The organism is Type-E symbiont of Plautia stali (genome assembly GCF_059731115.1).
This window is the reverse complement of record NZ_AP035906.1, coordinates 3,371,000-3,393,328: the sequence shown is the minus strand read 5'-3', so window position 1 is coordinate 3,393,328 and position 22,329 is coordinate 3,371,000. Positions and strand designations below refer to the sequence as shown.

19 protein-coding genes, 1 tRNA gene and 1 pseudogene are annotated in these 22,329 nt (G+C 57.1%); 17 read left to right on the top strand and 4 right to left on the bottom strand.

Annotation, left to right across the window (positions count from 1 at the left end; translation table 11 throughout):
* The first annotated feature begins 114 nt into the window (after nt 1–114).
* From AC6I8L_RS15580 to AC6I8L_RS15550, 7 genes are all read left to right on the top strand, one after another.
* Nucleotides 115–966, top strand: coding sequence for a MurR/RpiR family transcriptional regulator (locus AC6I8L_RS15580; RefSeq protein WP_058961829.1), 852 nt, complete (start codon nt 115–117; stop codon nt 964–966).
* A gap of 252 nt (nt 967–1,218) precedes the next feature.
* Nucleotides 1,219–2,055 (top strand): transporter substrate-binding domain-containing protein, encoded by an 837-nt coding sequence (locus tag AC6I8L_RS15575; RefSeq protein WP_097118016.1) that lies wholly within the window; start codon nt 1,219–1,221, stop codon nt 2,053–2,055.
* A 2-nt stretch (nt 2,056–2,057) separates the two neighbouring features.
* On the top strand, nt 2,058–2,690 hold the full coding sequence (locus tag AC6I8L_RS15570; RefSeq protein WP_058961827.1) for a DUF1989 domain-containing protein: 633 nt from the start codon (nt 2,058–2,060) through the stop codon (nt 2,688–2,690).
* Nucleotides 2,674–3,321 (top strand): urea carboxylase-associated family protein, encoded by a 648-nt coding sequence (locus tag AC6I8L_RS15565; protein ID WP_058961826.1) that lies wholly within the window; start codon nt 2,674–2,676, stop codon nt 3,319–3,321. Before AC6I8L_RS15570 ends, AC6I8L_RS15565 begins: the two co-directional genes overlap by 17 nt.
* Before the next feature lie 3 nt (nt 3,322–3,324).
* Complete coding sequence (locus AC6I8L_RS15560; RefSeq protein ID WP_058961825.1) at nt 3,325–3,975, top strand: amino acid ABC transporter permease; 651 nt, start codon at nt 3,325–3,327, stop codon at nt 3,973–3,975.
* Nucleotides 3,975–4,640: an amino acid ABC transporter permease gene (locus AC6I8L_RS15555; RefSeq protein ID WP_034823167.1), complete on the top strand. Its 666-nt coding sequence runs from the start codon at nt 3,975–3,977 to the stop codon at nt 4,638–4,640. Before AC6I8L_RS15560 ends, AC6I8L_RS15555 begins: the two co-directional genes overlap by 1 nt.
* Before the next feature lie 13 nt (nt 4,641–4,653).
* Nucleotides 4,654–5,325, top strand: a complete 672-nt coding sequence (locus tag AC6I8L_RS15550; RefSeq protein WP_058961824.1) for a DUF1989 domain-containing protein — start codon at nt 4,654–4,656, stop codon at nt 5,323–5,325.
* Here AC6I8L_RS15550 and AC6I8L_RS15545 read toward each other — a convergent pair whose 3' ends face one another.
* Nucleotides 5,326–5,952 (bottom strand): hypothetical protein, encoded by a 627-nt coding sequence (locus AC6I8L_RS15545; RefSeq protein ID WP_058961823.1) that lies wholly within the window; start codon nt 5,950–5,952, stop codon nt 5,326–5,328. It abuts the gene before it with no gap.
* 365 nt (nt 5,953–6,317) lie between these two features.
* Between AC6I8L_RS15545 and AC6I8L_RS15540 the strand changes: the two genes are divergently transcribed.
* Nucleotides 6,318–7,481 carry an MFS transporter gene (locus AC6I8L_RS15540; protein WP_058961822.1) on the top strand — a complete coding sequence of 388 codons (1,164 nt, stop codon included), beginning with the start codon at nt 6,318–6,320 and terminating at the stop codon, nt 7,479–7,481.
* On the opposite strand, the gene AC6I8L_RS15535 is transcribed toward AC6I8L_RS15540, so the two are convergent.
* Nucleotides 7,478–8,398 (bottom strand): LysR family transcriptional regulator, encoded by a 921-nt coding sequence (locus tag AC6I8L_RS15535; protein ID WP_058961821.1) that lies wholly within the window; start codon nt 8,396–8,398, stop codon nt 7,478–7,480. The genes AC6I8L_RS15540 and AC6I8L_RS15535 overlap by 4 nt on opposite strands.
* Before the next feature lie 108 nt (nt 8,399–8,506).
* On the opposite strand from AC6I8L_RS15535, the gene lysA reads away from it, so the two are divergent.
* Nucleotides 8,507–9,760, top strand: coding sequence for a diaminopimelate decarboxylase (gene lysA, locus AC6I8L_RS15530; RefSeq protein WP_034823160.1), 1,254 nt, complete (start codon nt 8,507–8,509; stop codon nt 9,758–9,760).
* Nucleotides 9,760–10,209: a GNAT family N-acetyltransferase gene (locus tag AC6I8L_RS15525; protein ID WP_072226604.1), complete on the top strand. Its 450-nt coding sequence runs from the start codon at nt 9,760–9,762 to the stop codon at nt 10,207–10,209. The genes lysA and AC6I8L_RS15525 overlap by 1 nt, the downstream gene beginning before the upstream one ends.
* A 29-nt stretch (nt 10,210–10,238) precedes the next feature.
* Here the strand turns inward: AC6I8L_RS15525 and galR are convergent, their stop codons facing one another.
* Complete coding sequence (galR, locus tag AC6I8L_RS15520; protein WP_034823157.1) at nt 10,239–11,240, bottom strand: HTH-type transcriptional regulator GalR; 1,002 nt, start codon at nt 11,238–11,240, stop codon at nt 10,239–10,241.
* A 197-nt stretch (nt 11,241–11,437) separates the two neighbouring features.
* On the opposite strand from galR, the gene AC6I8L_RS15515 reads away from it, so the two are divergent.
* Together AC6I8L_RS15515 and AC6I8L_RS15510 are read left to right on the top strand one after the other, a co-directional pair.
* Nucleotides 11,438–13,699 (top strand): molybdopterin-dependent oxidoreductase, encoded by a 2,262-nt coding sequence (locus AC6I8L_RS15515; RefSeq protein WP_058961819.1) that lies wholly within the window; start codon nt 11,438–11,440, stop codon nt 13,697–13,699.
* 286 nt (nt 13,700–13,985) lie between these two features.
* A pseudogene (locus AC6I8L_RS15510) lies at nt 13,986–14,615 on the top strand (peptidoglycan synthase); the annotation flags it as partial.
* A 517-nt stretch (nt 14,616–15,132) separates the two neighbouring features.
* On the opposite strand, the gene AC6I8L_RS15505 reads toward AC6I8L_RS15510, so the two are convergent.
* A tRNA-OTHER gene (locus AC6I8L_RS15505) sits at nt 15,133–15,245 on the bottom strand.
* Nucleotides 15,246–15,326: 81 nt separating this feature from the next.
* On the opposite strand from AC6I8L_RS15505, the gene AC6I8L_RS15500 reads away from it, so the two are divergent.
* The 5 genes from AC6I8L_RS15500 (at nt 15,327) to AC6I8L_RS15480 (ending at nt 22,200) form a co-directional block, all read left to right on the top strand.
* Nucleotides 15,327–15,716, top strand: a complete 390-nt coding sequence (locus AC6I8L_RS15500; RefSeq protein ID WP_153012330.1) for a penicillin-binding transpeptidase domain-containing protein — start codon at nt 15,327–15,329, stop codon at nt 15,714–15,716.
* Nucleotides 15,717–16,141: 425 nt separating this feature from the next.
* Nucleotides 16,142–16,330 carry a hypothetical protein gene (locus tag AC6I8L_RS15495; RefSeq protein WP_058961818.1) on the top strand — a complete coding sequence of 63 codons (189 nt, stop codon included), beginning with the start codon at nt 16,142–16,144 and terminating at the stop codon, nt 16,328–16,330.
* A 199-nt stretch (nt 16,331–16,529) separates the two neighbouring features.
* Entirely contained in the window at nt 16,530–17,666 is a 1,137-nt protein-coding gene (locus AC6I8L_RS15490; RefSeq protein WP_058961817.1) for an efflux RND transporter periplasmic adaptor subunit, read from the top strand.
* A gap of 9 nt (nt 17,667–17,675) precedes the next feature.
* The gene (locus AC6I8L_RS15485) at nt 17,676–20,810 is read left to right on the top strand and encodes an efflux RND transporter permease subunit (protein WP_058961816.1); all 3,135 of its coding nucleotides are present in this window, start codon (nt 17,676–17,678) and stop codon (nt 20,808–20,810) included.
* Complete coding sequence (locus tag AC6I8L_RS15480) at nt 20,800–22,200, top strand: efflux transporter outer membrane subunit (protein ID WP_058961815.1); 1,401 nt, start codon at nt 20,800–20,802, stop codon at nt 22,198–22,200. The genes AC6I8L_RS15485 and AC6I8L_RS15480 overlap by 11 nt, the downstream gene beginning before the upstream one ends.
* The last annotated feature ends 129 nt before the right edge of the window (nt 22,201–22,329 follow it).

The window sequence follows — 22,329 nt, the reverse complement described above, 5'->3', positions numbered from 1 at the left end:
CCTTAGAGGTCGCCATTATGGCGGCCTTTTTCATTTCTATTCCCCTGGCAAAATTCCTGATGACAACCCGGCACGCTCTGTGCAGGATAGTTTTTTTATTTTCAGGGAATCACCATGAGTGCAAAAGCGGCAACGTTAGAGGGCCGGATTCAACAGCACTGGGATCAACTCTCCAGCCACGAGCAGAGACTGGCTGACGTGCTGCTGGCGGCACCCGGCCAGCTGGCGATGAATACCGCCACCGAACTGGCACAGAGCGCGGGCGTTTCCAAAGCCACCACCACGCGTTTTTTCCGTCATCTCGGTTACGAAAACTATGAAGCCGCGCGTCGGCAGGCGCGTGAGATGCAGAGCAGCGGCTCACCGCTCTATTTGCAGGCCGTACCAACCGCATCACCGCTGGCCAGCATCATGCAGCAGCACCTGGAAAAAGAGATCGCTAATCTGGTCAACAGCTATCGCACGCTCGACAGTGAACAGCTGCAGCAGGCGGTGAGCGCCATTGCCCAATCACGCCGCGTGGTGGTGATGGGCTGGCGTCACAGCCAGACCATTGCCCAGCTGATTTACCGCGATCTGGTGCATATCCATCCTGACGTGCGTTTGCTGCCGCGTCCCGGCGATTCGCTTGCGGAGCATCTGGCGGCGCTGAATCAGCAGGATGTGGTGATCTGCGTTGGATTGCGTCGCCGTATGCCTGCGCTGGAAGCGGCGATGAATGCGCTGGCAGAACGCAACGTGCCGATGTTGTATATCGCCGATGTGCTCTCCGGCAAACCAGCGCGTCACGCGCAGTGGGTGGTGCGCTGCCATACCGACAGCAGCCTGATGTTCGACAGCACCGCCGCGCTCTCCGGCGTATGCAATCTGCTCTGCTCACTGGTGGCCCGGCAAATGGGCAAAACCAGCAATGATTATCTGGCGCAGGTTGAAGCCTTGCACCAATCCCTCGACGAACTGGAATAACGCCCCATTCTGGCGCGCCGTGCGCCAGTATTCGCACCAAAAAAGTGCAACTATCGTCTCATCCTCGCAGTCCATTTTCGCGTCTATGAAACCTGAGAAACTAACATTTAAAATAAAGAAACAAATGTTTCTCACTGATTTTATTCAGTAATACCCTCTTTACCCCAAAGGTATTAGCTGGGTGGTGAAAAAACTGGCACAAAATATGCTCAGTAGAAAAAGACATTTCACCAACACCAGGGAAACACCACAATGAAAAAAACAGCACTGCTGATCGCCGCTCTTCTCACCGTTGGCACCATGGCGCAGGCGCAAGCCGATACCCTGAGTGACATCAAAAGCAGCGGCAAAATTACCGTTGGTATCGATCCAACCTTTCCTCCATACGAATACACCGACGACAAAGGCGATATCACCGGCTATAGCGTGGCGATCATGCAATCCTTCGCCAAAGATCTCGGTGTGAAACTGGAGTTTCAGAAAACCGCCTTCAGCGGCATTTTGCCGGGCCTGATCTCTGGCTCGTTCAACGCCGAAGGTTCTTCTCTTAACGTCACCGCCGAGCGCGCGAAGAAAGTGCTGTTCACCGTGCCTTACAGCAAAACCGTAAACGGCGTGCTGGTACGTGAAAGTGAAGCCAGCACCTTCAGCGGCAAAACGCTCAGCCCGGAAAGCCTGTCTGGTCTGCGTGGCGCGGTAAAAACCGCCAGCGTGCCAGAGCAGTTGCTGAAAGGCTTTAACGAGCAGCTGAAAAAGGAGGGTAAAAAACCGATCACCATCATCAACGTGGATTCGCTGGATCAGACCGTCAGCACTTTGATGACCAAACGCGCTGACTTCGTTTACGACGACATCTCCGTGCTGGCCCCGGTCGCGAAAAAATACGCCGGAAAAGTGGCGCAGGTGGGTGAAGTCGGTCCATCGCAATGGATGGGCTGGGCGACACGTAAAGAAGACGGCAGCCTGAACAAAGCCATCAGCGACCACATTCTGGCAATGCAGAAAGATGGCGAGCTGACCAAACTGCAGCAGCAGTATCTCGGCACCACCTTTACCGTGCCCGCCAGCGATTTCATTCCTCAGGAGTAATTATGTGCCAGTGCAACCTGACGGTGCCTGCGGGCCATGGCAAAACCTTCCGCGTGCGTAAGGGCCAGTTTATTACCGTGATTGACAGTGAAGGGCAGCAGGCGGCGGATTTCGTCGCCGTTAACGCCGATAATTTAAACGAAAAGCTGTCGCCGGTGCATACCCGCCAGCATCTACGCTCGCTGTTCTTTAAGCCCGGCGATGCACTGTGGTCGAGTGAAAACCGTCCGATGCTGCGCATTCTGGCGGACAGCATCGGCATCCACGATGCCAACGTGCCAGCCTGCGATCGTACCCGCTTCAGCGTCGATTTCGGCGTTGAAGGCCATCGCAACTGCGTGGACAACCTGCTGGAGGGCATGAAAGCCTTTGGCGTGACGTACTTCTCGCTGCCTGAGCCGTTCAACCTGTTCCAGAACGGTCCGGTGACCGCCGATGGCCGAATGGAAGTGACCGATCCCAACAGCAAAGCGGGCGACAGCATTACCTTCGAAGCGCTGTGCGATTTGATTTGTTCGGTATCGTCCTGCCCGCAGGACATCATTCCCGGTAACGGTTTGCAGGTCACGCCGATTGATATCGTGGTGAGTGACGTGTTTCACGCAGAGGAGATGAATCATGCTGTTAATGCGTGAAAGTTATGAAGAGACCGCTGAGCGCACGCTGGCGCAGTCGGTCACGGTGGAACCGGGCAGCGTCGGGTCGATTAAGGTGCTGCGCGGCCAGTTGCTGCGCATCACGGCGCAGGGCGACGGCGCGGTGGCTTCCCTGTTTGGTTTTAGCCTCGCCGATCCTGCTGTGTGGCTGTCGGTGCATCACACTCGCGTCTTCAGCAACAGCTATCTGCTGGGTTCTGGTATGCGTCTGGTGAACAACCGCCGCCGTCCGATGATGGTGCTGGGCAAAGACGGCGTGAAGCGTCACGACCTGCTGCTGCCTGCCTCTACCCGCGCCTTCCTGACGGAAAAAGGCTATCAAGGTGAAGGTTGTTTGGAAGCGGTGAGCGGCGAGCTGGCGCGCCTGGGCATGGAAGTGCCGAAGCTGCCGGACCCGATCAACCTGTTTATGCACGTCAAATTGACGCGGGCCGGCGACATCCTGCCGGAGCCGAACCTCACCAAAGCAGGCGACAGCATCACCTGTCGCGTGGTGATGGACACGCAGTTTATCGTCTCGGCCTGCAACACCGGCATCGAGGGCAACGATCAACCGGCACCGCTGTTGCTGTCGGTTGCGGAAAACCTGCACGATTTTAACGCGGAGTAACGCATGGGGCTGGATCAACAGGTAGTGGCCGCGCTGCCGGAACTCGGACACGGCCTGCTGATGACGTTAATACTCACGGTACTGGCGTCATTGGTCAGCGTGGTGATGGGGCAGCTTGGCTGCTTCCTGCAACTGCGCCGCGCCTGGATCTGGCGTGCCATCGGGCGGCTGTACGTTAGCCTGATGCGCGGTACACCGGCCATCGTGCAACTGTTCGTGGTGTTTTTCACCTTACCGCGCTTGGGATTGGGCGGTCAGCCAATGCTGGCCGCGGTGATTGCCATCGGCCTTAACAGCGGTGCTTACGTGGCAGAGATTTTGCGCGTCAATCGTTCACTGGTGACGCGCGGTCAGCTCGAAGCTGCACGCACGTTGGGGCTCAGCCGCTTCTTAACCTGGTGGTATGTGATCAATCCGCAGGTGATGCGTGCCAGCCTGCCGATGCTGGTTAACGAGTTCACCATCCTGCTGAAAACCACGCCGCTGGCCTCGGTGGTGGCGCTGACCGAATTGACCTATGCCGGACAGATTGTGATTGCGCGCACCTACGAAGCCACGCAAGTGCTGTTACTGGTGGCGGCGGGATATCTGCTGATCGCCATGCCGCTGATTGCCGCCGCAAGACGTCTGGAAGCCAAACGGAGGATCGCCTGATGGATTGGCAAGCCATTCTCACTTCCCTGCCTTCGCTGGGAGACGGCATGATCGCCACGCTGCAACTGTGCATTGTCGCCGCACTCTGTTCGCTGGCGTGGGGCGGGCTGATGGCATTACTGCTAATGCGCGCCTCACCGTTCTGGTTGCGTTTACTCAATCTTTACAGCGGATTAACCCTCGCGTTGCCGCTGCTGGTGGTGATCTACCTGCTCTATTTTGTGCTGCCGGAGTACGACATCACGCTGTCATCGCCGGTGGTGGGTGTGCTGGCCCTGACGCTCTATTACGCGCCCTATATCGCACAGGTTATTCGTGCGGCAATAGAGGCATTGCCGAAGGGGCAGTGGGAAGCTTGCCGCGTGCTGGGTTTGAGCCGCAGCGAACAGCTGCGCGATGTGGTGTTGCCGCAAACCCTGCCGCAGATGCTGTCGCCGCTGGTCGGTCTGATGATTGGTTTGATTAAAGACTCGGCGCTGCTGTCGATTGTCTCGGTGCAGGAGTTTATGTACGCCGCCAAACAGGCGATTTCAGATACCTACGCGCCGCTGGAGATCTATCTCACGGTGGCGCTTTGTTACTGGCTGCTCAACAGTCTGATCGACTGGTTGGCACGCGGCCTTGAATCTCGCATGACGCGCTATCGTCGCGGCATGCAGCATTAATCAGGAGAACACTATGTCAGCTAAATATCAGCATCGTGAAGCGATCACCATTCCCGCGCGCTACGGCAAAGCGGTGCGTCTGAAGAAAGGGGAAGCGGTGCAGGTGATCAATCTGCATGGCACTCAGGTAGTGGATTGCTGGGCGTACAACGCCGAAGACGTCAGTGAATATATGTGTATGGAAGCGACGCGCGTGTGGAACCAGCGTCTTAATCCCAAAGTCGGTGACAGCTTTATCACCAGCCAGCGCCACCCGATTCTGACCCTGGTGGCGGATACCTCACCCGGCGTGCATGATTCCTTTATGGCGGCCTGCGATGCGCGTCGTTATGAGCTGCTGGGCTGCACCGAGTATCACCGCAACTGCCATGATAACCTGTTTGAGGGCATGCGCGAGTTAGGTGTTGAACTGCCGCACGGTAATCTGGCGTCTCTGAATATTTTTATGAATATTCAGGTGCAGCCGGACGGCATTACTCTGAAAACGCTGCCGGTGGTGACAAAGCCCGGTGACTACATTGTGCTGCGCGCTGAGATGGATTGCTACGTGGCATTCTCCGCCTGCCCACAGGATATCGTCAGCATTCAGGGGCAGGGCGACAACACCCCGCGTGATGCCGAACTGCGTATTCTGACTGCCGGCTTCCCGCAGGTGCAGCTGAAAGGGGCCTGGGTGCCAGCGTAATTACGATTTCACGACCTGATCCAGCCACACCTGAAAACGTGCGTAAGGCACATACAGCGCCACATCCTTATACAAGGTCTTACCGCTTTTATTGTCGTCAATCGCGCTGCTGTAGCCGACAATTACCCCCGCCAGCGTATCATCGCTGGCGTTGTACACCGCACCACCCGACATGCCTTTCACTACACCGGCATTCGCCGCGACCACCACACAACTCGGTTTATTCCAGTCGTTGGCCAGTGTGGTGTTGATCAAATTCTTGCCGCTTGAGGCCACCGGCATGGCAGAGATAAAGCTGTAACCGTAGAGATTGACGTTGTCGCCGATATGGCTATTGCGGAACGGTGGGGGAAGATTGGGTTCGGTGTTCTTGTGGTACACCACGGCGATATCGCACTCAGGATGCCAGGCTTTCACCCGATACATCGAGTATTTCGCCACGTGCGCGGCCGTTAAGCTGTATTCAGGTGTCAGTGGAATGGTGGTGCCCAGCGCGCCAATGCCCAGCACGGTAGGAATGCCAGTCACGGTCATATCGACGCGTTTTGCGGCTTCTTTGCTGTACTCATAGTGCCCCACGGAGCAGCCGCTCAGGCAGCCCACTGTCAGTACGATCAGCCATCGCATAGGTCATTCCCCCTGCATTGTTTGACACCGCATCACCGCGTAACTGGTTGAGGTATCGGCAATGCGCGCCCATCCTTTACTGCTTGATTGCTCGCCAAAAGCTGATGAGCTGTGACAGCGATCACAACTGAATCAAGCGTAGCGTGAAAAGTGTCATCTGTCTCAGTGGTCAGGCAGAGTCACTTTCGCGCGCGGGGATTATTGCTTTGCAAGCAAAGATGCCTTGCAGCGCAGAGGCTGGTTGAGCTGCCAAGCCTGTGCTTTAATCAGAATGTGACGCAGTTCAAATATCTATAAGCGTCCGTTGTAACCGCACGGCGTTCGTTGTGCGGCCTGCCTGCAAAACATTTTTAGGAGAGTGTGTTATGCCTGTTGCATTACTGGCGCTGGCGCTGAGTGCGTTCGCCATCGGCACCACGGAGTTCGTGATTATGGGATTACTGCCGGAAGTGGCGGGCGATCTGCAGGTAACGATTCCTTCAGCAGGATGGCTGATCAGTGGTTATGCACTGGGCGTAGCCATCGGTGCACCGATTATGGCGTTGCTGACGGCGAAGCTGCCGCGTAAACGAACCCTGATTCTGTTGATGATCATCTTCATCATCGGCAACGTGCTGTGCGCGCTGGCGTACACCTACAACCTGCTGATGCTGGCGCGCGTGGTCACCGCACTCTGTCACGGGGCCTTCTTCGGGATTGGTGCGGTAGTAGCGGCGAGTCTGGTGGCACCGAGCCGTCAGGCATCGGCGGTGGCGCTGATGTTCACCGGCTTAACCCTCGCCAACGTGCTGGGTGTGCCGCTCGGCACCTGGTTTGGTCAGATGTTTGGCTGGCGTGCCACCTTCTGGGGCGTGGCGATCATCGGCATCCTCGCTTTTATCGCTTTGATTGTCAGTCTGCCAACCAACAAAGAAGAGAAACCGGTACATCTGGCGAGTGAAGTCAGCGCGCTGGCAAATGGCAAACTGTGGCTGTCGCTGCTGATGACAGTGTTCTTTGCTGCTGCGATGTTTGCGCTGTTCAGCTATATCGCGCCGCTGCTGTTGCAGGTCACGGGCATCACCGATCGTGGGGTGAGCTGGACGCTGTTCCTGATTGGCGCAGGCTTAACCGTCGGTAATATCCTCGGCGGCAAGCTGGCCGACTGGAAAGTCTCGTTTAGCCTGATCCTCAGCTTTGTGCTGATCGCCGTCTTCTCGCTGCTGTTCAGCTGGACCAGCCACGCGCTGTGGCTGGCGGAAATCACGCTGTTCCTGTGGGCGATGGCGACCTTTGCTACCGTGCCTGGCTTGCAGATTAACGTGGTGCGCCATGGTAAAGACGCACCTAATCTGGTCTCCACGCTGAACATCTCGGCGTTCAACGTCGGTAATGCGCTCGGTGCCTGGGTAGGCGGCGCGGTGATCGATAAAGGCTACGGGCTGACGTCAGTGCCGGTCGCCGCCGCTGCACTGGCGGTGGTCGGTCTGGTCATCTGTCTGATCACCTTCCGCAAATCAGGCGGGCAGGGCGAAACGGTACGCGCTTAAACCAGACGCTCGGCAATGCGTTGGGTAAAGGTGGCCACCTGCTGTTGCAGGTGGTCGCAGAAATGATCAACCAGCGCTGACGCCGGGCGATGCTGTGGCCGCACCAGACTGACGGTGAACGGCACCGCGATACTGAATCTGCGCATCACCACACCGCTGTCGGCGTAATCGAGCGCCGTCAGCGGATTCACAATCGAAATCCCTACCCCCGCGCGCACCATCGCGCATACCGATGCCGCACTGTGCGTTTCCAGCACTAAACGGCGCTCCACCTGTTGCTCATGGAACAGCGAGTCCAGCAGCTGACGATAGCTATCACTGCGTGACAAGCTGACGTAATTCTCCCCCTGAAAATCCTGCGGAGTTAACACCTCACGCTGGCACAGCGGATGGTTGGGCGGCAGCACGCACACTTCATCGCAGGTCAGCAGCGGTAAGCGCTCGGTGCCTGCCGGGGCATGCTGGGTTTCGGTCAGACCCAGATCGTAGCGCTGTGCCGACAGCCACTCTTCCAGCAGCGGCGACTCCTGCGGAATGATGTTCAGGCTGACCTGCGGATAGCGCTGCAGAAAGGGTTGCAGCAGTGGTGGCAGCAGTGACTGCGAGAACACCGGCAAACAGGCAATCGACAGCTCGCCCTGACGAAACTGGCGCAAGCCTTCCGCTGCATCCATGATGCGGTCTAAGCCATACCAGGATCGCTGCACCTCTTCATACAACCGCAAACCCTGCACCGTGGGCTGCAATCGTCCGCGCACCCGCTCAAACAGTTCCAGACCCAGCTGCTGCTCCAGCCGCGCCAACTCACGGCTGACCGTTGGCTGTGAGGTGTGCAGCAACGCGGCGGCTTGCGTCAGGTTGCCGCTGGTCATCACCGCGTGGAAAATTTCGATATGCCGCCAGTTAATTTTTGCCATAGCTCCTCCGCTAGTCCATATCATATTTGTATAGCTGACGCTAAAACAGATATTTTTCTGAATCGTCTTGCTGTGGCTAAATAGTGGCAAAGACACAGGAGAATTGAGATGCCACGTCCACTGAACAACACCGAAACGGCCCTGACCGCCGCCAATTTACTGCCGCTGGCCCAGCGTTATGCCGGTCCATTTTGGGCCTACGATGCCGCCATCATTCAGCAGCGTATTGCGCAGCTGAGCGCGTTTGACGTGGTGCGTTTCGCCCAGAAAGCCTGCTCCAACATTCACATTCTGCGCCTGATGCGTGCCGCAGGCGTGAAGGTCGATTCCGTTTCCCTGGGTGAAATTGAGCGCGCCCTGGCCGCCGGTTTCCAGCCGGGTGGCGAAGATATCGTCTTTACCGCTGACGTCTTCGATCAGCCAACCCTGGCGCGTATCGCGGAGTTAAAAGTGCCGGTCAATGCCGGTTCGGTGGATATGCTGCATCAGCTTGGCGCGGTATCTGCGGGCCATAAAGTGTGGCTGCGCATCAACCCGGGTTTTGGTCACGGCCACAGCCAGAAAACCAACACCGGTGGCGAGAACAGCAAGCATGGCATCTGGCATAGCGATCTGCCGCTGGCGCTGGCAGCGATTCAGCAGCACGGCCTGAAATTAGTGGGTCTGCATATGCACATCGGTTCCGGTGTTGATTACGGCCACCTGCAGCAGGTGTGTGACGCGATGGTCGATCAGGTCATCGAATTTGGTCAGGATCTGGAAGCGATTTCAGCCGGTGGTGGTTTGTCGATTCCTTATCGCTTCGGTGAAGAAGCCATTGATACCCAGCACTATTTCGGTTTGTGGAGTGGCGCGCGTGACCGCATTGCGGCGCATCTTGGCCATGCGGTGAAACTGGAGATTGAACCGGGTCGTTTCCTGGTGGCGGAGTCTGGCGTGCTGGTGTCGCAAGTGCGTGCGGTTAAAGATATGGGCAGCCGTCACTTCGTGCTGGTGGATGCGGGCTTTAGCGATCTGATGCGTCCATCGATGTACGGCAGCTATCACCATATTTCTGTGCTGCCAGCTGATGGTCGTGCATTGAGTGATGCAACGGTGGAGAGCGTGGTGGCGGGGCCGCTGTGCGAGTCGGGTGATGTGTTTACCCAGCTTGAGGGCGGTAAAGTCGAGACGCGTGCGCTGCCTGCGACGCAGGTCGGCGATTATCTGGTGTTCCACGACACCGGCGCGTACGGCGCTTCGATGTCTTCCAACTACAACAGCCGTCCGCTGATTCCGGAAGTGCTGTTTGAGAATGGCGCTCCGCGTGAAATTCGTCGCGCGCAGACTATTCAGGAGCTGCTGGCGCTGGAGCTGATGTGATCAACATTGTTCCACTCAGTGAAGTCCCACATCACGCCAGCCATATCACCGACTGGCTGTGGCAGGCGTTTGGCGAGGGGACGTCGCGCGAGTTTTACGACAGCATTGTGCGCAGCAGCCTGAACGGTGCCGAGTATCCGGTGACCTTTGTGGCGCTGGATGGCGATGTGCCGTTGGGCACGGTGGGATTCTGGCGCTGTGATCTCATCAGCCGTCAGGATCTCTATCCGTGGATTGCCGCGTTGTATGTGGATAAACATGCGCGCGGCAATGGCCTGAGTGAAGCGCTGCAGCAGCATGTGTTGAATTATGCCCGCGATCGCGGGCATGAAAAGCTGTGGCTGTGGTCAACGTTCGGCGGCTACTACGAGCGCTTTGGCTGGCAGTATCAGTGTGATGCGCTGGAGTTCCCGGATGTGCGGGTGAAGGTCTATTCGCAGGATTTGTGACCCGGTGCGCATTGAAGCGCACCTGGAGATCAACCCGGTCCGCTCACCGAATGCCTTCTCACCAGCGTCGGGCTAAACATATTGGTCACTTCTGGCATTTCCGTGCCGTTGGCTAACGCCAGCGCCAGCTGCGCCGCCTGCTGCGCCATGGTGACAATCGGATAACGCACCGTGGTCAGTCGTGGACGCACATAGCGTGAGACCAGCACATCATCAAAACCAATCAGCGACATCTCTTCCGGCACGCGAATGCCGTTATCACTCAACACCGCCAGTGCGCCAGCCGCCATGGAGTCGTTGTAACAGGCCACCGCTGTGAACTGCTTACCGCGCCCCAGCAATTCCGTCATCGCTTGTTCACCCCCGACTTCGTCCGGCTCGCCCCACGCCACTAAGCGGTCGTTGGACGGTAAGCCGTGCTCTTTCAACGCGTCGTAGTAACCTTGCAGGCGGTCTTCGGAGTCAGAAATAGGGTGGGTCGAGCAGATAAAGGCGATTTGCGTATGACCTTGCTGAATCAGATGGCGCGTTGCCAGCCAGGCACCGTAACGGTCATCCAGCGCGATGCAGCGCGATTCAAAGCCTTTCAGCAGTCGGTTGAGCAACACCATGCCCGGCACTTGCTTCATCAGCACTTCCAGGTCGGCATCAGGAATTTTCTTGGCGTGCACCACCAGCGCATCACAGCGATGACGCATCAGTTGCTCAATCGCCTGACGCTCTTTTTGCTCAATGTGGTAACCGTTACCAATCAGCAGGAAGTTGCCGGTGGCACCTGCGACTTCATCGACCGCTTTCACCATCGCGCCAAAAAACGGGTCGGAAACGTCACCCACCACCAGACCCAGGGTTTCGGTGGATTGCTGCGCCAGGGCGCGTGCATTGGCGTTCGGGTGATACTGCAACTGCTCCATTGCCTGGGTCACGGCGAGACGTGAACTCTCGCTGGCTTTGGGCGAATTATTGATGACGCGGGAAACGGTCGCGACCGATACCCCGGCCATGCGGGCAACATCCTTAATGGTAGCCATGCGGTTACTTGCATCCGGGAAAACGTTTACACATCCCATCAGTGTTACGGAAAACAGTACCTGTAGCAACCCGCGAGAATGCCAGCGCTGTCGCAAAAGTGCGGAAAATCAGGCGCTCACAGACTGGCTTTAGCCCTGCTATCGCCTCATGGTATGCTGCCAGCACGATTCAGACCTGTCTGCCGGACCCAATAACCATGAAAACACGCGTGCCACACCTGGCGCACTGGGGCGCATTTACTGCCGTCACGGAAAACGACCGCCTGATTGGCTGTGAACCCTTTTTTGCTGACGCCGATCCATCGCCGATGCTCAACACCATCCCGGAACTGGTCTACTCGGATAAGCGTATCCGCCAGCCAATGGTGCGTCGTTCATGGCTAAAGTCACGTGAGAATAGCGATCGCACGCTGCGTGGACGTGAAGATTTTGTCGCCGTGGATTGGGATACCGCACTGGATCTGGTGGCAGAAGAGAATCGCCGCGTACGCGATTGCTACGGCGCATCGGGTATTTTCAACGGCTCCTACGGCTGGTCATCGGCGGGACGCGTTAACCATGCGCGCACCCTGATCCGTCGTTTCTACTTCCAGGGCGGCGGCGGGGTGGACCAGCAGGGCAACTATAGCTGGGGCGCCGCGCAGTTCTTCCTGCCCTATGTGATTGGTACCTACATGCCGCTCACCGGCCGCGTCACCGACTGGCCGAGCGTGGTGGAACATGCCGACATCTTTATCGCCTTCGGTGGTCTGGCGCTGAAAAATGCCCAGGTGGCGTCGGGCGGTGCCGGACAGCACAGCCTGAAACCAGCGCTGGAGCAACTCAGCGCCAAAGGCACGCCAATCATCAACATCAGCCCAATGCGTGATGACTGCCCGGCGTTTGTGAATGCCGAGTGGATTCCGATTCGTCCCAACACCGATGTGGCGCTGATGCTGGCGCTCGGTTATGAGATTACGCACCGCAATGCGCTGGACGAAAGTTTCCTCGCCAGCCATTGCACCGGCTGGCCGCAGTTACGTGAATATCTGCTGGGCGAAAGCGACGGCATCGCCAAAACGCCGGCGTGGGCGAGTGCCATCACCGGCATTCCGGCGGCGCGTATCGCGATGCTGGCACAGCAGTTGATCGGCAAACGCAGCTTTATCACCTGTTCTTACTCGGTACAACGTGCCCATCGCGGTGAGCAGCCGTACTGGATGATGATTGCGCTCTCCTCGATGCTGGGGCAGCCAGGCTTGCCGGGGGGCGGCTTCTCCTTTGGTCACGGTTCGATGAACAGCGTCGGTAATCCGCGTCAGGAAGGGCCCGCGCCGATGATGAGCACCGGGCCAAATCCCGGCAACTTCTCGATTCCGGTGGCGCGCATCAGCGACATGCTGCTCAACCCTGGTCAGCCCTACAACTTCCAGGGCGAAACCCTGCACTATCCCGATATCCATCTGGTGCACTGGGCGGGCGGTAATCCGTTCCACCACCATCAGCAGCTCAACCGCTTAGTGGAAGGCTGGCAGCGCCCGGATACCGTGATCGTGCAGGATATTGTCTGGACGCCAGCGGCACAGATGGCGGATATCGTGCTGCCCGCCACCACCACGCTGGAGCGCAACGATATCGGCGGCTCTTCACGCGATCGCTTTGTTTTTGCGATGCATCAGGCGGTGAAACCGCAACATCAGGCGCGCCATGACTTCGATATCTTTGCGGATATCGCCGATCGCCTCGGCTACCGCGAGGTGTTCACCGAAGGGCGCAACGAGATGCAGTGGATTGAGCACCTGTATCAGCAGTGTGCGGTGGCGCACGCGCGCAAAGATATCCACTTCCCGGAGTTTGGTGAATTCTGGGAGCGTGGTTTCGTTGAGATCCCGGAAGGCGGCAAGCCGTATGTGTTTATGGATGATTTCCGTGCTAACCCGCAGGCCCATCCGATCCAGACCGCCAGTGGTAAAATCGAGCTGTTCTGTCAGACCATCGCCGATTATCAACTGGAAGATTTTGCCGGACATCCCGAGTGGCGTGAGCCGCAGGAGTGGTTGGGCTCACCGCTGAGCGGGGATTTCCCGCTGCATATGATCTCGATTCAGCCCTCAGATCGACTGCACAGCCAGATGGACGCGACTGCCACGGTGCAAGCGAATAAAACGGCCGGGCGCGAAACCTTATATATGCATCCACAGGACGCTGAGGCTCGCCAAATCGTCGATGGCGATGAGATTGAAGTCAGTAACGCACGTGGCCGTATGCTGGCCGGTGTGCGTCTCACTGATGGCTTAACACCCGGTGTGGTGATCATCGCCACTGGCGCCTGGTTTGATCCCGGATTCGGCCGCACCTGGCAGCCGTGGGACCGTGCCGGTAACCCCAATGTACTGACGCTGGATATCGGCACCTCGTCACTGACGCAAGGCCCTAACGCCATGAGTTGCCTGGTGGAAATCAAAAAACACCTGATGTGAATGGGGTGCTAACAATCTCACCGCTGGTTACATTTTGCGGGTAACTGTTGCGTTTGAGAGATGGAGAACCGTCATGCCACCTTGCTACAGTCAGGGTCCCAGAGGTATTGATGGGTGAACATCAAAAAGTTTTCTTGATTACACCGACCTGCGCAGATGCGCAGGTTTTTTTTGCCTGTCGTTCCCGCTAACGAACTGAAACACAGTTTTCCTGTCAACTCGCTTTACCTTTCTTTATAACTGCGGATAACAAGCTTGAAAAAACTGTTTATTGCAGCGGAATGCTATGCCCCGTATAAAAAAACTTCTGGGAAAAGACCAGATCAAAGCCCCATTTAACCCGTTTCGTTTTCGCCTGATTTGTCTGGGTGTCTTCAGCTGCATGGTGTTGCTGCTGATCTTCGTCGGCGACCTGCAACTGATTAAGCATCCGATGCTGGAGCACGAGGCCGATCAGCGTTCACTGCGCACCGTCACCTTGCCCACCAACCGTGGCACCTTACTGGATCGTGATGGCCAGGCACTGGCACTGAGCGTACCGGCGCGCGATATCATCGCCGACCCGATGCGCGTGCTGGAAGCCAATCCCGACTTCACCAACGCCAAATGGACCTATCTTGCCTCGGCGCTGAACTTACGTCCGGAAGAGTTGCGTGAGCAGATCACCGCGAACCCGAAAAAGCGCTTCCTCTATCTTGGCCGTAAAATCGAACTGGGCATCGCCAAAGACATCGCCGAACTGCACCTGAAGGGCATCAGCTCGGTATACAACGACAGCCGCTTCTATCCAATGAGTGAAGCCGCTGCGCCGTTGATTGGGATTGTCGGTGCTGACAGCAATGGCCTGAACGGTCTGGAGAAAGGTTTCGACCACGTGCTGCAAGGTGAGCCGGGCAAAGAGGTTTATCGTCAGGACAAAGAGGGCAATATCGTGGCGATGCTGGATTACGAGCCGCCGAAGCAGCCGCCAACGGTACAGCTGAGTATTGATAAGTTTGACCAGTTCACCCTCTACAGCAAACTGCGCGATGGCGTGTTGCTGAATAAAGCGGATTCCGGTGCGGCAGTGCTGATCAAGATTGATACGGGCGAGATCCTGGCGATGGCTTCCTATCCTTCGTTCAACCCCAACAACTTCGATAACGCCACGCCTGCACAGATGCGCAACACGGCGATCAATGACAGCTACGAACCCGGCTCAACGGTAAAACCGCTGGTGGTGATGGAAGGGCTGGAGCGTCATCTGGTGCGTGCTGACTCGGTGATCGATACCACACCCTACAGCGTTAACGGCCACTTGATTCGTGACGTCGGCCACTGGCCGCGCCTGACCATGACGGGCATTTTGCAGAAATCGAGTGATATCGGCGTATCGCACATTGCGCTGGCGATGCCTGCTGAAGCGCTGGTAAACACCTATCAGGCGTTTGGCCTGGGTAAGCCGACCGGACTCGGGTTAACCGGCGAGAGCGTGGGCTACTTCCCGCTGCACCGTGAACGCTGGGCGGATATTGAACGCGCCACCTTTGCCTTTGGCTACGGCCTGCGCGTCACACCGCTGCAAATCGCCCGTGAATACGCCACGCTTGGTTCTTACGGCGTATATCGTCCACTGTCGATTACCAAAGTGACACCGCCGGTGTTGGGCAAGCAGGTGGCCGATCCGCAAATCGTTCAAACCGTGGTGCACATGCTGGAGAGTGACGTATTGCCTGGCGGTACCGGCGTCAAAGCCGCTGTGCCGGGTTACCGCCTGGCGACCAAAACCGGTACCGCAGAGAAAATGGGCACCAGCGGGAAGTACGATGGCGGTTACGTTAACTACACCGCCGGTATTGCTCCTGCCAGCCATCCTGAGGTGGCGCTGGTGGTGATGGTCAACCATCCGACAGCGGGCGATCACTTTGGTGGTTCGGTAGCGGCGCCGATTTTCGGCAGCATTATGGGGCCGGTGTTGAAGCATATGAACATTGCGCCTGACGCCATTTACAGCAAACCGACTTCGGATAAATCTTAGTAAAATCAGGATTTAACTGCCGTGAGGTGCTTTTCACACCTCGTTGCATTTCGCCGAACTCCGTTGCGATTTGCGGCTGTTTTCTCACACCACTTTCGGCGACGATAAAAGTCCCAGAGGTATTGATTGGTGTGAAGATCGGCTGCTGCGGCAGCAATACCTGTCTTCAGGTATTCACCCTGTTCGGTTGCACCGACCCACGCGGATGCGTGGGTTTTTTTTGTCTGAAATTCAGCACTCAGCGAACTCGCTCACACCTCTTGTCTGAGTCTTAACACTTCCCCGCCAACATAAAAATATCTTGCCGTGTAACCTGTATGTAACGCACCGCGATGCCGCATTCCATTTCGGTTCGCCAGCCCCTTGCCGTGTTGGTAGCGCGGCTTTGGGGCGTTTTTTATTGCCATTCGTTGAGGTGTGACCCGATGCCAAAAACCAAAGACCGAACGCCAAAAGGCGAGGGCCGCTCCACGGCGTTTCAGTTACGCATTCATCCGGAGTTGCATGACCAACTGCGCGAAGTCACCGAAGATGAAAACATCACGCTATCGTGCTGGTTGAAAGATTTGGCGCGTCGCGAACTGCGCCGTCGCGGGATCGAGCCGAAAGGGTAAATCTGTTGCTCTGCATGGCGGTAAAAAACCCGCAAAAAGCTAATTTTCACAGCCATTTATGGCACGAAAGGTTTACCATTTTCCTTTGGAAAATATATTTTACGCAACCTTAACAACCGCCTTATCACTCCCTCCCTACAATGATTTTTTGCATGTCATCACATCAGTGACTATCCCTCCTTTCATCCAGAGAAAAATTATGCGCCTGAAACTTCTTTCTGCCAGCGTGGTGTTTTTACTGGCAGCCTGTGACCAGGGCGGAGCAAAGCCCGCTGCATCCGCGACACCCCAGGTGGGTGTCATCGCCCTAAAATCTGAGCCCGTTACGTTGGTGACACAACTGCCTGGCCGCACCACGGCGGTCCGCACCGCACAGGTGCGCCCACAAGTCAGCGGCGTGATCCAGAAAATCCTGTTTACCGAAGGCGGCGAAGTAAAAGCGGGTCAGCCGCTCTATCAGATCGATCCGGCGACCTATAAAGCCGCTTACGACAAAGCGATGGCGACCTGGCAAAACGATGCCATGGTGGCAAAACGCTATCATCCGCTGGCGTCCGCGCATGCCATCAGCCAGCAAACTTACGACGATGCCGTCGCGGCAGAGCGTGAAGCACAGGCCGATGTGGAAACCGCTAAGGTCAATCTCGATTACACACTGGTGAAGGCGCCGATCTCCGGACATATCAGCCGTTCGCTGTATACCGCCGGTGCGCTGGTGACCAACGGCCAGACCGACTATCTCGCCACCATCACCCAACTTGATCCGATCTATGTTGATGTCAGTGAGTCATCCACCGACCTGCTGCGTCTGCGCCGAGCGTTAGCTGACGGCAAGATCGCCAAAGTGGATGACAACACGGCGGCGGTCGGACTCTCTCTGGAAGACAACAGCCAGTATGGCCAGCAGGGCAAACTGGCGTTCTCGGAAGTGAACGTCGACACCGCCACCGGCACCGTGGTGCTGCGTGCGGTGTTCCCGAACCCGCATAATGAACTGCTGCCAGGCATGTATGTGCACGCCAGCTTCCCGCAGGGCATTCAGCAGCAGGGGATTCTGGTGCCGCAGGAGTCGATCATGCATGACACCAAAGGCCAGCCGTATGTGTACGTGGTGAAAAGCGATAACACCATTGAGCAGCGCAGCATTCACACCGGCGAGATGATCAAAGGTGAATGGCTGGTGACCTCCGGCCTGAGCGAAGGTGAAAACGTGGTGGTGAACAATCTGCAAAGTGTGCGTGCCGGGGCGAAAGTCACCACCACCGCCGCCAGCACCCATGACACGCCATCTGCCAACGCTGTCAGTCTGTCGATGACCGACGCAGCAGCGCAATAAGGAGGCGGCATGTCGAAGTTTTTTATTGAACGTCCCATCTTTGCCTGGGTTATCGCGATTATCGTGATGCTGGTGGGCGGGATTGCGGCCATCAGTTTGCCGGTCAATCAGTATCCCAATATCTCCCCACCTGCGGTGTCGATCTCGGTGACTTATCCGGGGGCCAGCGCCGAAACCACCCAGAACACCGTGGTGCAGGTGATTGAGCAGCAGTTAAACGGGCTGGATGGCTTGCGCTATCTGGAATCCAGTAGTGCCTCGGACGGCAGTGCGCAGATCATCGCCACCTTTAACCAAGGCATCAATCCGGATATCGCGCAGGTGCAGGTACAGGACCGCGTCTCGCTGGCGGAATCGCAGTTGCCAACCGACGTGACCCAGCAAGGGATCCGCATCCGTAAGTACCAAAAGAACTTCATGATGGTCATCGGGCTGATCTCTAAAGACGGCAAGCTGAGCAACGGCGATCTCGCGGATATGCTGGTGTCGAAGCTGGAAGACCCGATCTCGCGTACGCCTGGCGTCGGTGACTTTATGGTACTGGGTTCGGAATATGCCATGCGCATCTGGCTCGATCCCGCCAAACTGTACAAGTACAACCTGATGCCGAGTGATGTCACCACCGCTATTGATAACCAGAACGTGCAGGTGTCGTCCGGTTCACTCGGCGGGTTACCGACCATTCAGGGCGCCAAAACGCAGGCCACGGTACTGGGGAAAACTCGCTTCACCACGGTGCAGCAGTTTGAAAATGTGCTGTTGAAAGTGAACAGCGATGGCTCACAGGTGCGTTTGAAAGACGTTGCCAGCGTGGCGCTCGGTCCGCAGAGCTACGGCATTGACGCCACCATGAACGGCAAGCCCGCGGCAGGTATCGCGCTGCGTCTGGCCACCGGGGCGAACGAACTGGATACCGCCAAAGCGGTGCGCCAGACCATAGCCGATCTGAAAGACTCACTGCCGGATAATGTTGAAATTCAGTATCCGTATGACACTTCGCCAGTGGTCAGCGCCTCGATTGAAGAAGTGGTGAAAACGCTAATCGAAGCGGTGGTGCTGGTGTTCTTCGTCATGCTGCTGTTCCTGCAAAACCTGCGCGCCACTTTGATTACCACGCTGGTGGTGCCGGTGGTCCTGCTCGGCACCTTTGGCATCCTGTCGGCCTTCGGTTACAGCATCAACACCCTGACGATGTTCGGTATGGTGCTGGCGATAGGGCTGTTGGTGGATGATGCCATCGTGGTGGTGGAGAACGTCGAGCGTGTGATGCACGAAGAACATCTCGATCCGAAAACCGCCACCATCAAGTCGATGCAGCAGATACAGGGCGCACTGTTTGGTATTGCGCTGGTGCTGTCAGCGGTGCTGCTGCCAATGGCGTTCTTCTCCGGCTCGACCGGGGTGATTTATCGCCAGTTCTCGATCACCATTGTGTCGGCGATGGCGCTGTCGGTGATCATGGCGCTGATCTTTACCCCTGCACTCTGTGCCACCCTGCTCAAACCTTCGGCGGCGGAGCACAAGACCACCGGTTTTGCTGGCTGGTTTAACCGTAAGTTCGACAGCGGCGCGATGCACTATACGCGCGGCGTTAACAACGTTATTTCCCGTCGCGGCCTGTTCCTGGTGATCTACCTGGTGATCGTCGGCGTGACGGGCTTTTTGTTCACGCGTGTGCCCACTACGTTCCTGCCTGCAGAAGATCAGGGCTTGATGATGGTGCAGATGACGCTGCCGGTTAACTCCTCTTCACAGCGTACGCAGCAGGTGATCAACGATCTCAATGACTACCTGCAGAAGAATGAAGCCTCAGTGGTCACCACCACCTTTGGCGTGGCGGGCTTTAACTTTGCCGGTCGCGGCCAGAGTAACGCCATGGCCTTCGTGCGCCTGAAGGACTGGAGCGATCGTACCCACAGCGGGCAAAGCGTGCAGGATCTGGCGAACCGGGTGATGGCGCATTTTGCCAACTACAAAAACGCCAAAATCTTCGCCATGGTGCCGCCTGCGGTGATGGAGCTGGGTAACGCCACTGGCTTCGATCTCTATCTGCAGGATACGGGCGCGCACACCCATCAGCAGATGATGGATGCCACGCACCAGTTAATCGATCTGGCCAACAAAGATCCGCATCTGGCGCAGGTGCGCATGAACGGACTGGAAGATGAGCCGCAGTATCAGCTGGAGATCAATGACGAGAAGGCCAGCGCGTTGGGCCTGAGCATGACCGACATCAACAACACGCTGTCAGTGGCGTGGGGTTCCAGCTATATCGATCAGTTTATGTATAACGGCCGTGTGAAAGAGGTTTACCTGATGGGTAAAGCCGATTCACGCGTCACGCCATCCGATCTCGATAAATGGTACTTCCGCAACAGCAGCGGCACCATGGTGCCCTTCTCCGCCTTCGCCAGCGGCAAATGGGTTTACGGCTCTCCACACTTCGAACGCTTTAACGGCCTGACCTCTGAAGAGATCCTCGGATCGCCTGCGGCAGGGCAGAGCACCGGTGAAGCGATGAAAGCGGTGGAACAGCTGGCGAAGCAGTTGCCCAAAGGCTTCCGCGTGCAGTGGTACGGCATTTCCTATGAAGAGCAGGCGTCCGGCAACCAGACCACCCAGCTGTATATCATCTCGATTCTGGTGGTGTTCCTGTGTCTGGCTGCGCTGTATGAGAGCTGGTCGATTCCCTTCTCGGTGATCATGGTGGTGCCGCTCGGCATTCTCGGGACTATTAGTGCCGTACTGCTGCGCGGCTTGCAGAACGACGTGTTCTTCCAGGTGGGCTTACTCACCACGGTGGGACTGGCGGCGAAAAACGCCATTCTGATTGTGGAATTCGCCAAAGAGTTGCACGAACGGGAAGGCAAAACGCTGGTCGAGGCAGCGGTGGAAGCCGCGAGACTGCGTATCCGACCGATTATCATGACGTCGATGGCGTTTATTCTCGGCGTGCTGCCGCTGACTATCTCTAACGGCGCAGGCGCAGGTAGCCAGCACTCGATTGGTACGGCGGTAGCAGGCGGGATGATCACCGCCACCTTCCTCGCCATCTTCTTTGTTCCGATGTTCTACGTGGTGGTTTCGCAGTTCTTCGCCCGCAAGAAAAAAGCATCCGCAGAGGTGACAACGCATGAACACTAAAACTTTCCGTATGGCGCTGCTGCCGCTGGCTATGGCGCTGGCGGGCTGTACGCTGGCCCCCCACTATCAGCGCCCCGCAATGCCGGTAGACGCGAAGTACGATCAGCCCACGCCGGTGGGCAACGTGGCGGATCTGCCGTGGCAGAACTTCTTCACTGACGCCACGATGCGCAATCTGATTCAGCTGTCACTCGACAACAATCGTGACCTGCGCGTCGCGGCGCTAAATGTCGAAGAGGCACAGCAGAGCGTCACGGTACAGCGTGCCGCGTTGATGCCGTCGATCAATGCCACCGCCAGCCAGACCTCGGCGCATGAACCGGCCAACCTCTACAACACCAAAACCACTGGTGCGGTGACCTATCACGAGCTGAACGCCGGGCTGGGCGTCACCTCATGGGAGCTGGATTTCTTTGGTCGCTTGCAGAGCCTGCGTGATGAAGCGCAGGAAACCTATCTGTCCACCGCCGCGACCGAACGCGCCACGCGCATCTCGCTGATTTCCGAGGTGGCCACCGCCTGGCTGACCTTGAGTTCGGATAACGATCTGCTGCATCTGGCGCAAAATACCGCCAAAAGTCAGCAAGAGTCGTATCGTCTGACGCAACTCAGCTACAACGGCGGGGCCAGTAGCGATCAGGATCTGGCGCAGGCAGAGAGCACGGTGCGGGCTGCCCAGGCGGATGTGGCGAGCTATACGCGTCAGGTACGGCAGGATGTGGACGCGCTGCGCTTGCTGGTGGGCATCGATCTGCCCGCTACCTTGTTGTCCCACGCGACGCTGGACGTCAACTGGCAGTTCCCGGCCACGCCAGCGGGCTTGCCATCTGATCTGTTGACGCGTCGTCCGGATATCATGGCCGCAGAACATAGCCTGAAAGCGGCGAATGCCAACATTGGCGCAGCGCGCGCGGCGTTCTTCCCGAGCATCACGCTGACCGCTTCTGGGGGATCGACCAGCAGTTCCCTCGGCAGTTTGCTGGGCGGCGGCACCGGTGCCTGGTCCTTTGTGCCGTCGATCAATCTGCCGATCTTTGACGGCGGCAAAAACGAGGCTAATCTCAACATCGCGCACATCGAGAAACGCATTGAAATTGCTGACTATGAGAAAGCGATTCAAACCGCGTTCAAAGAGGTGAATGATGCGCTGGCCGGTCAGGATACCTGGCAGGATCAGCTGACAGCGCTGCAACAGGAGGTCGGTGCTAATCAACGCGATTACGACTATTCCGAAATGCGCTTTAAGCAAGGTGTAGACAATTATCTCAATGTATTAGTGGCCCAGCGATCGCTTTACAGTTCGCAGCAGTCGTTAATCAGTGCACATCTGGGCCAGCTGAGCGAAAAAATCACCTTGTATAAAGCCTTAGGAGGCGGTTGGAAGGCCTGAGTGCCTTAACGTTACCCTTACGGTTTCTCCATGGAAATTCCATGGCACTTCAGCTGATAATACAAGCAGTGATGATTTACTTTGAAATAATCCCCTGTTAGTGCAGGGGATTTTCCTTTTTCCTGTTTA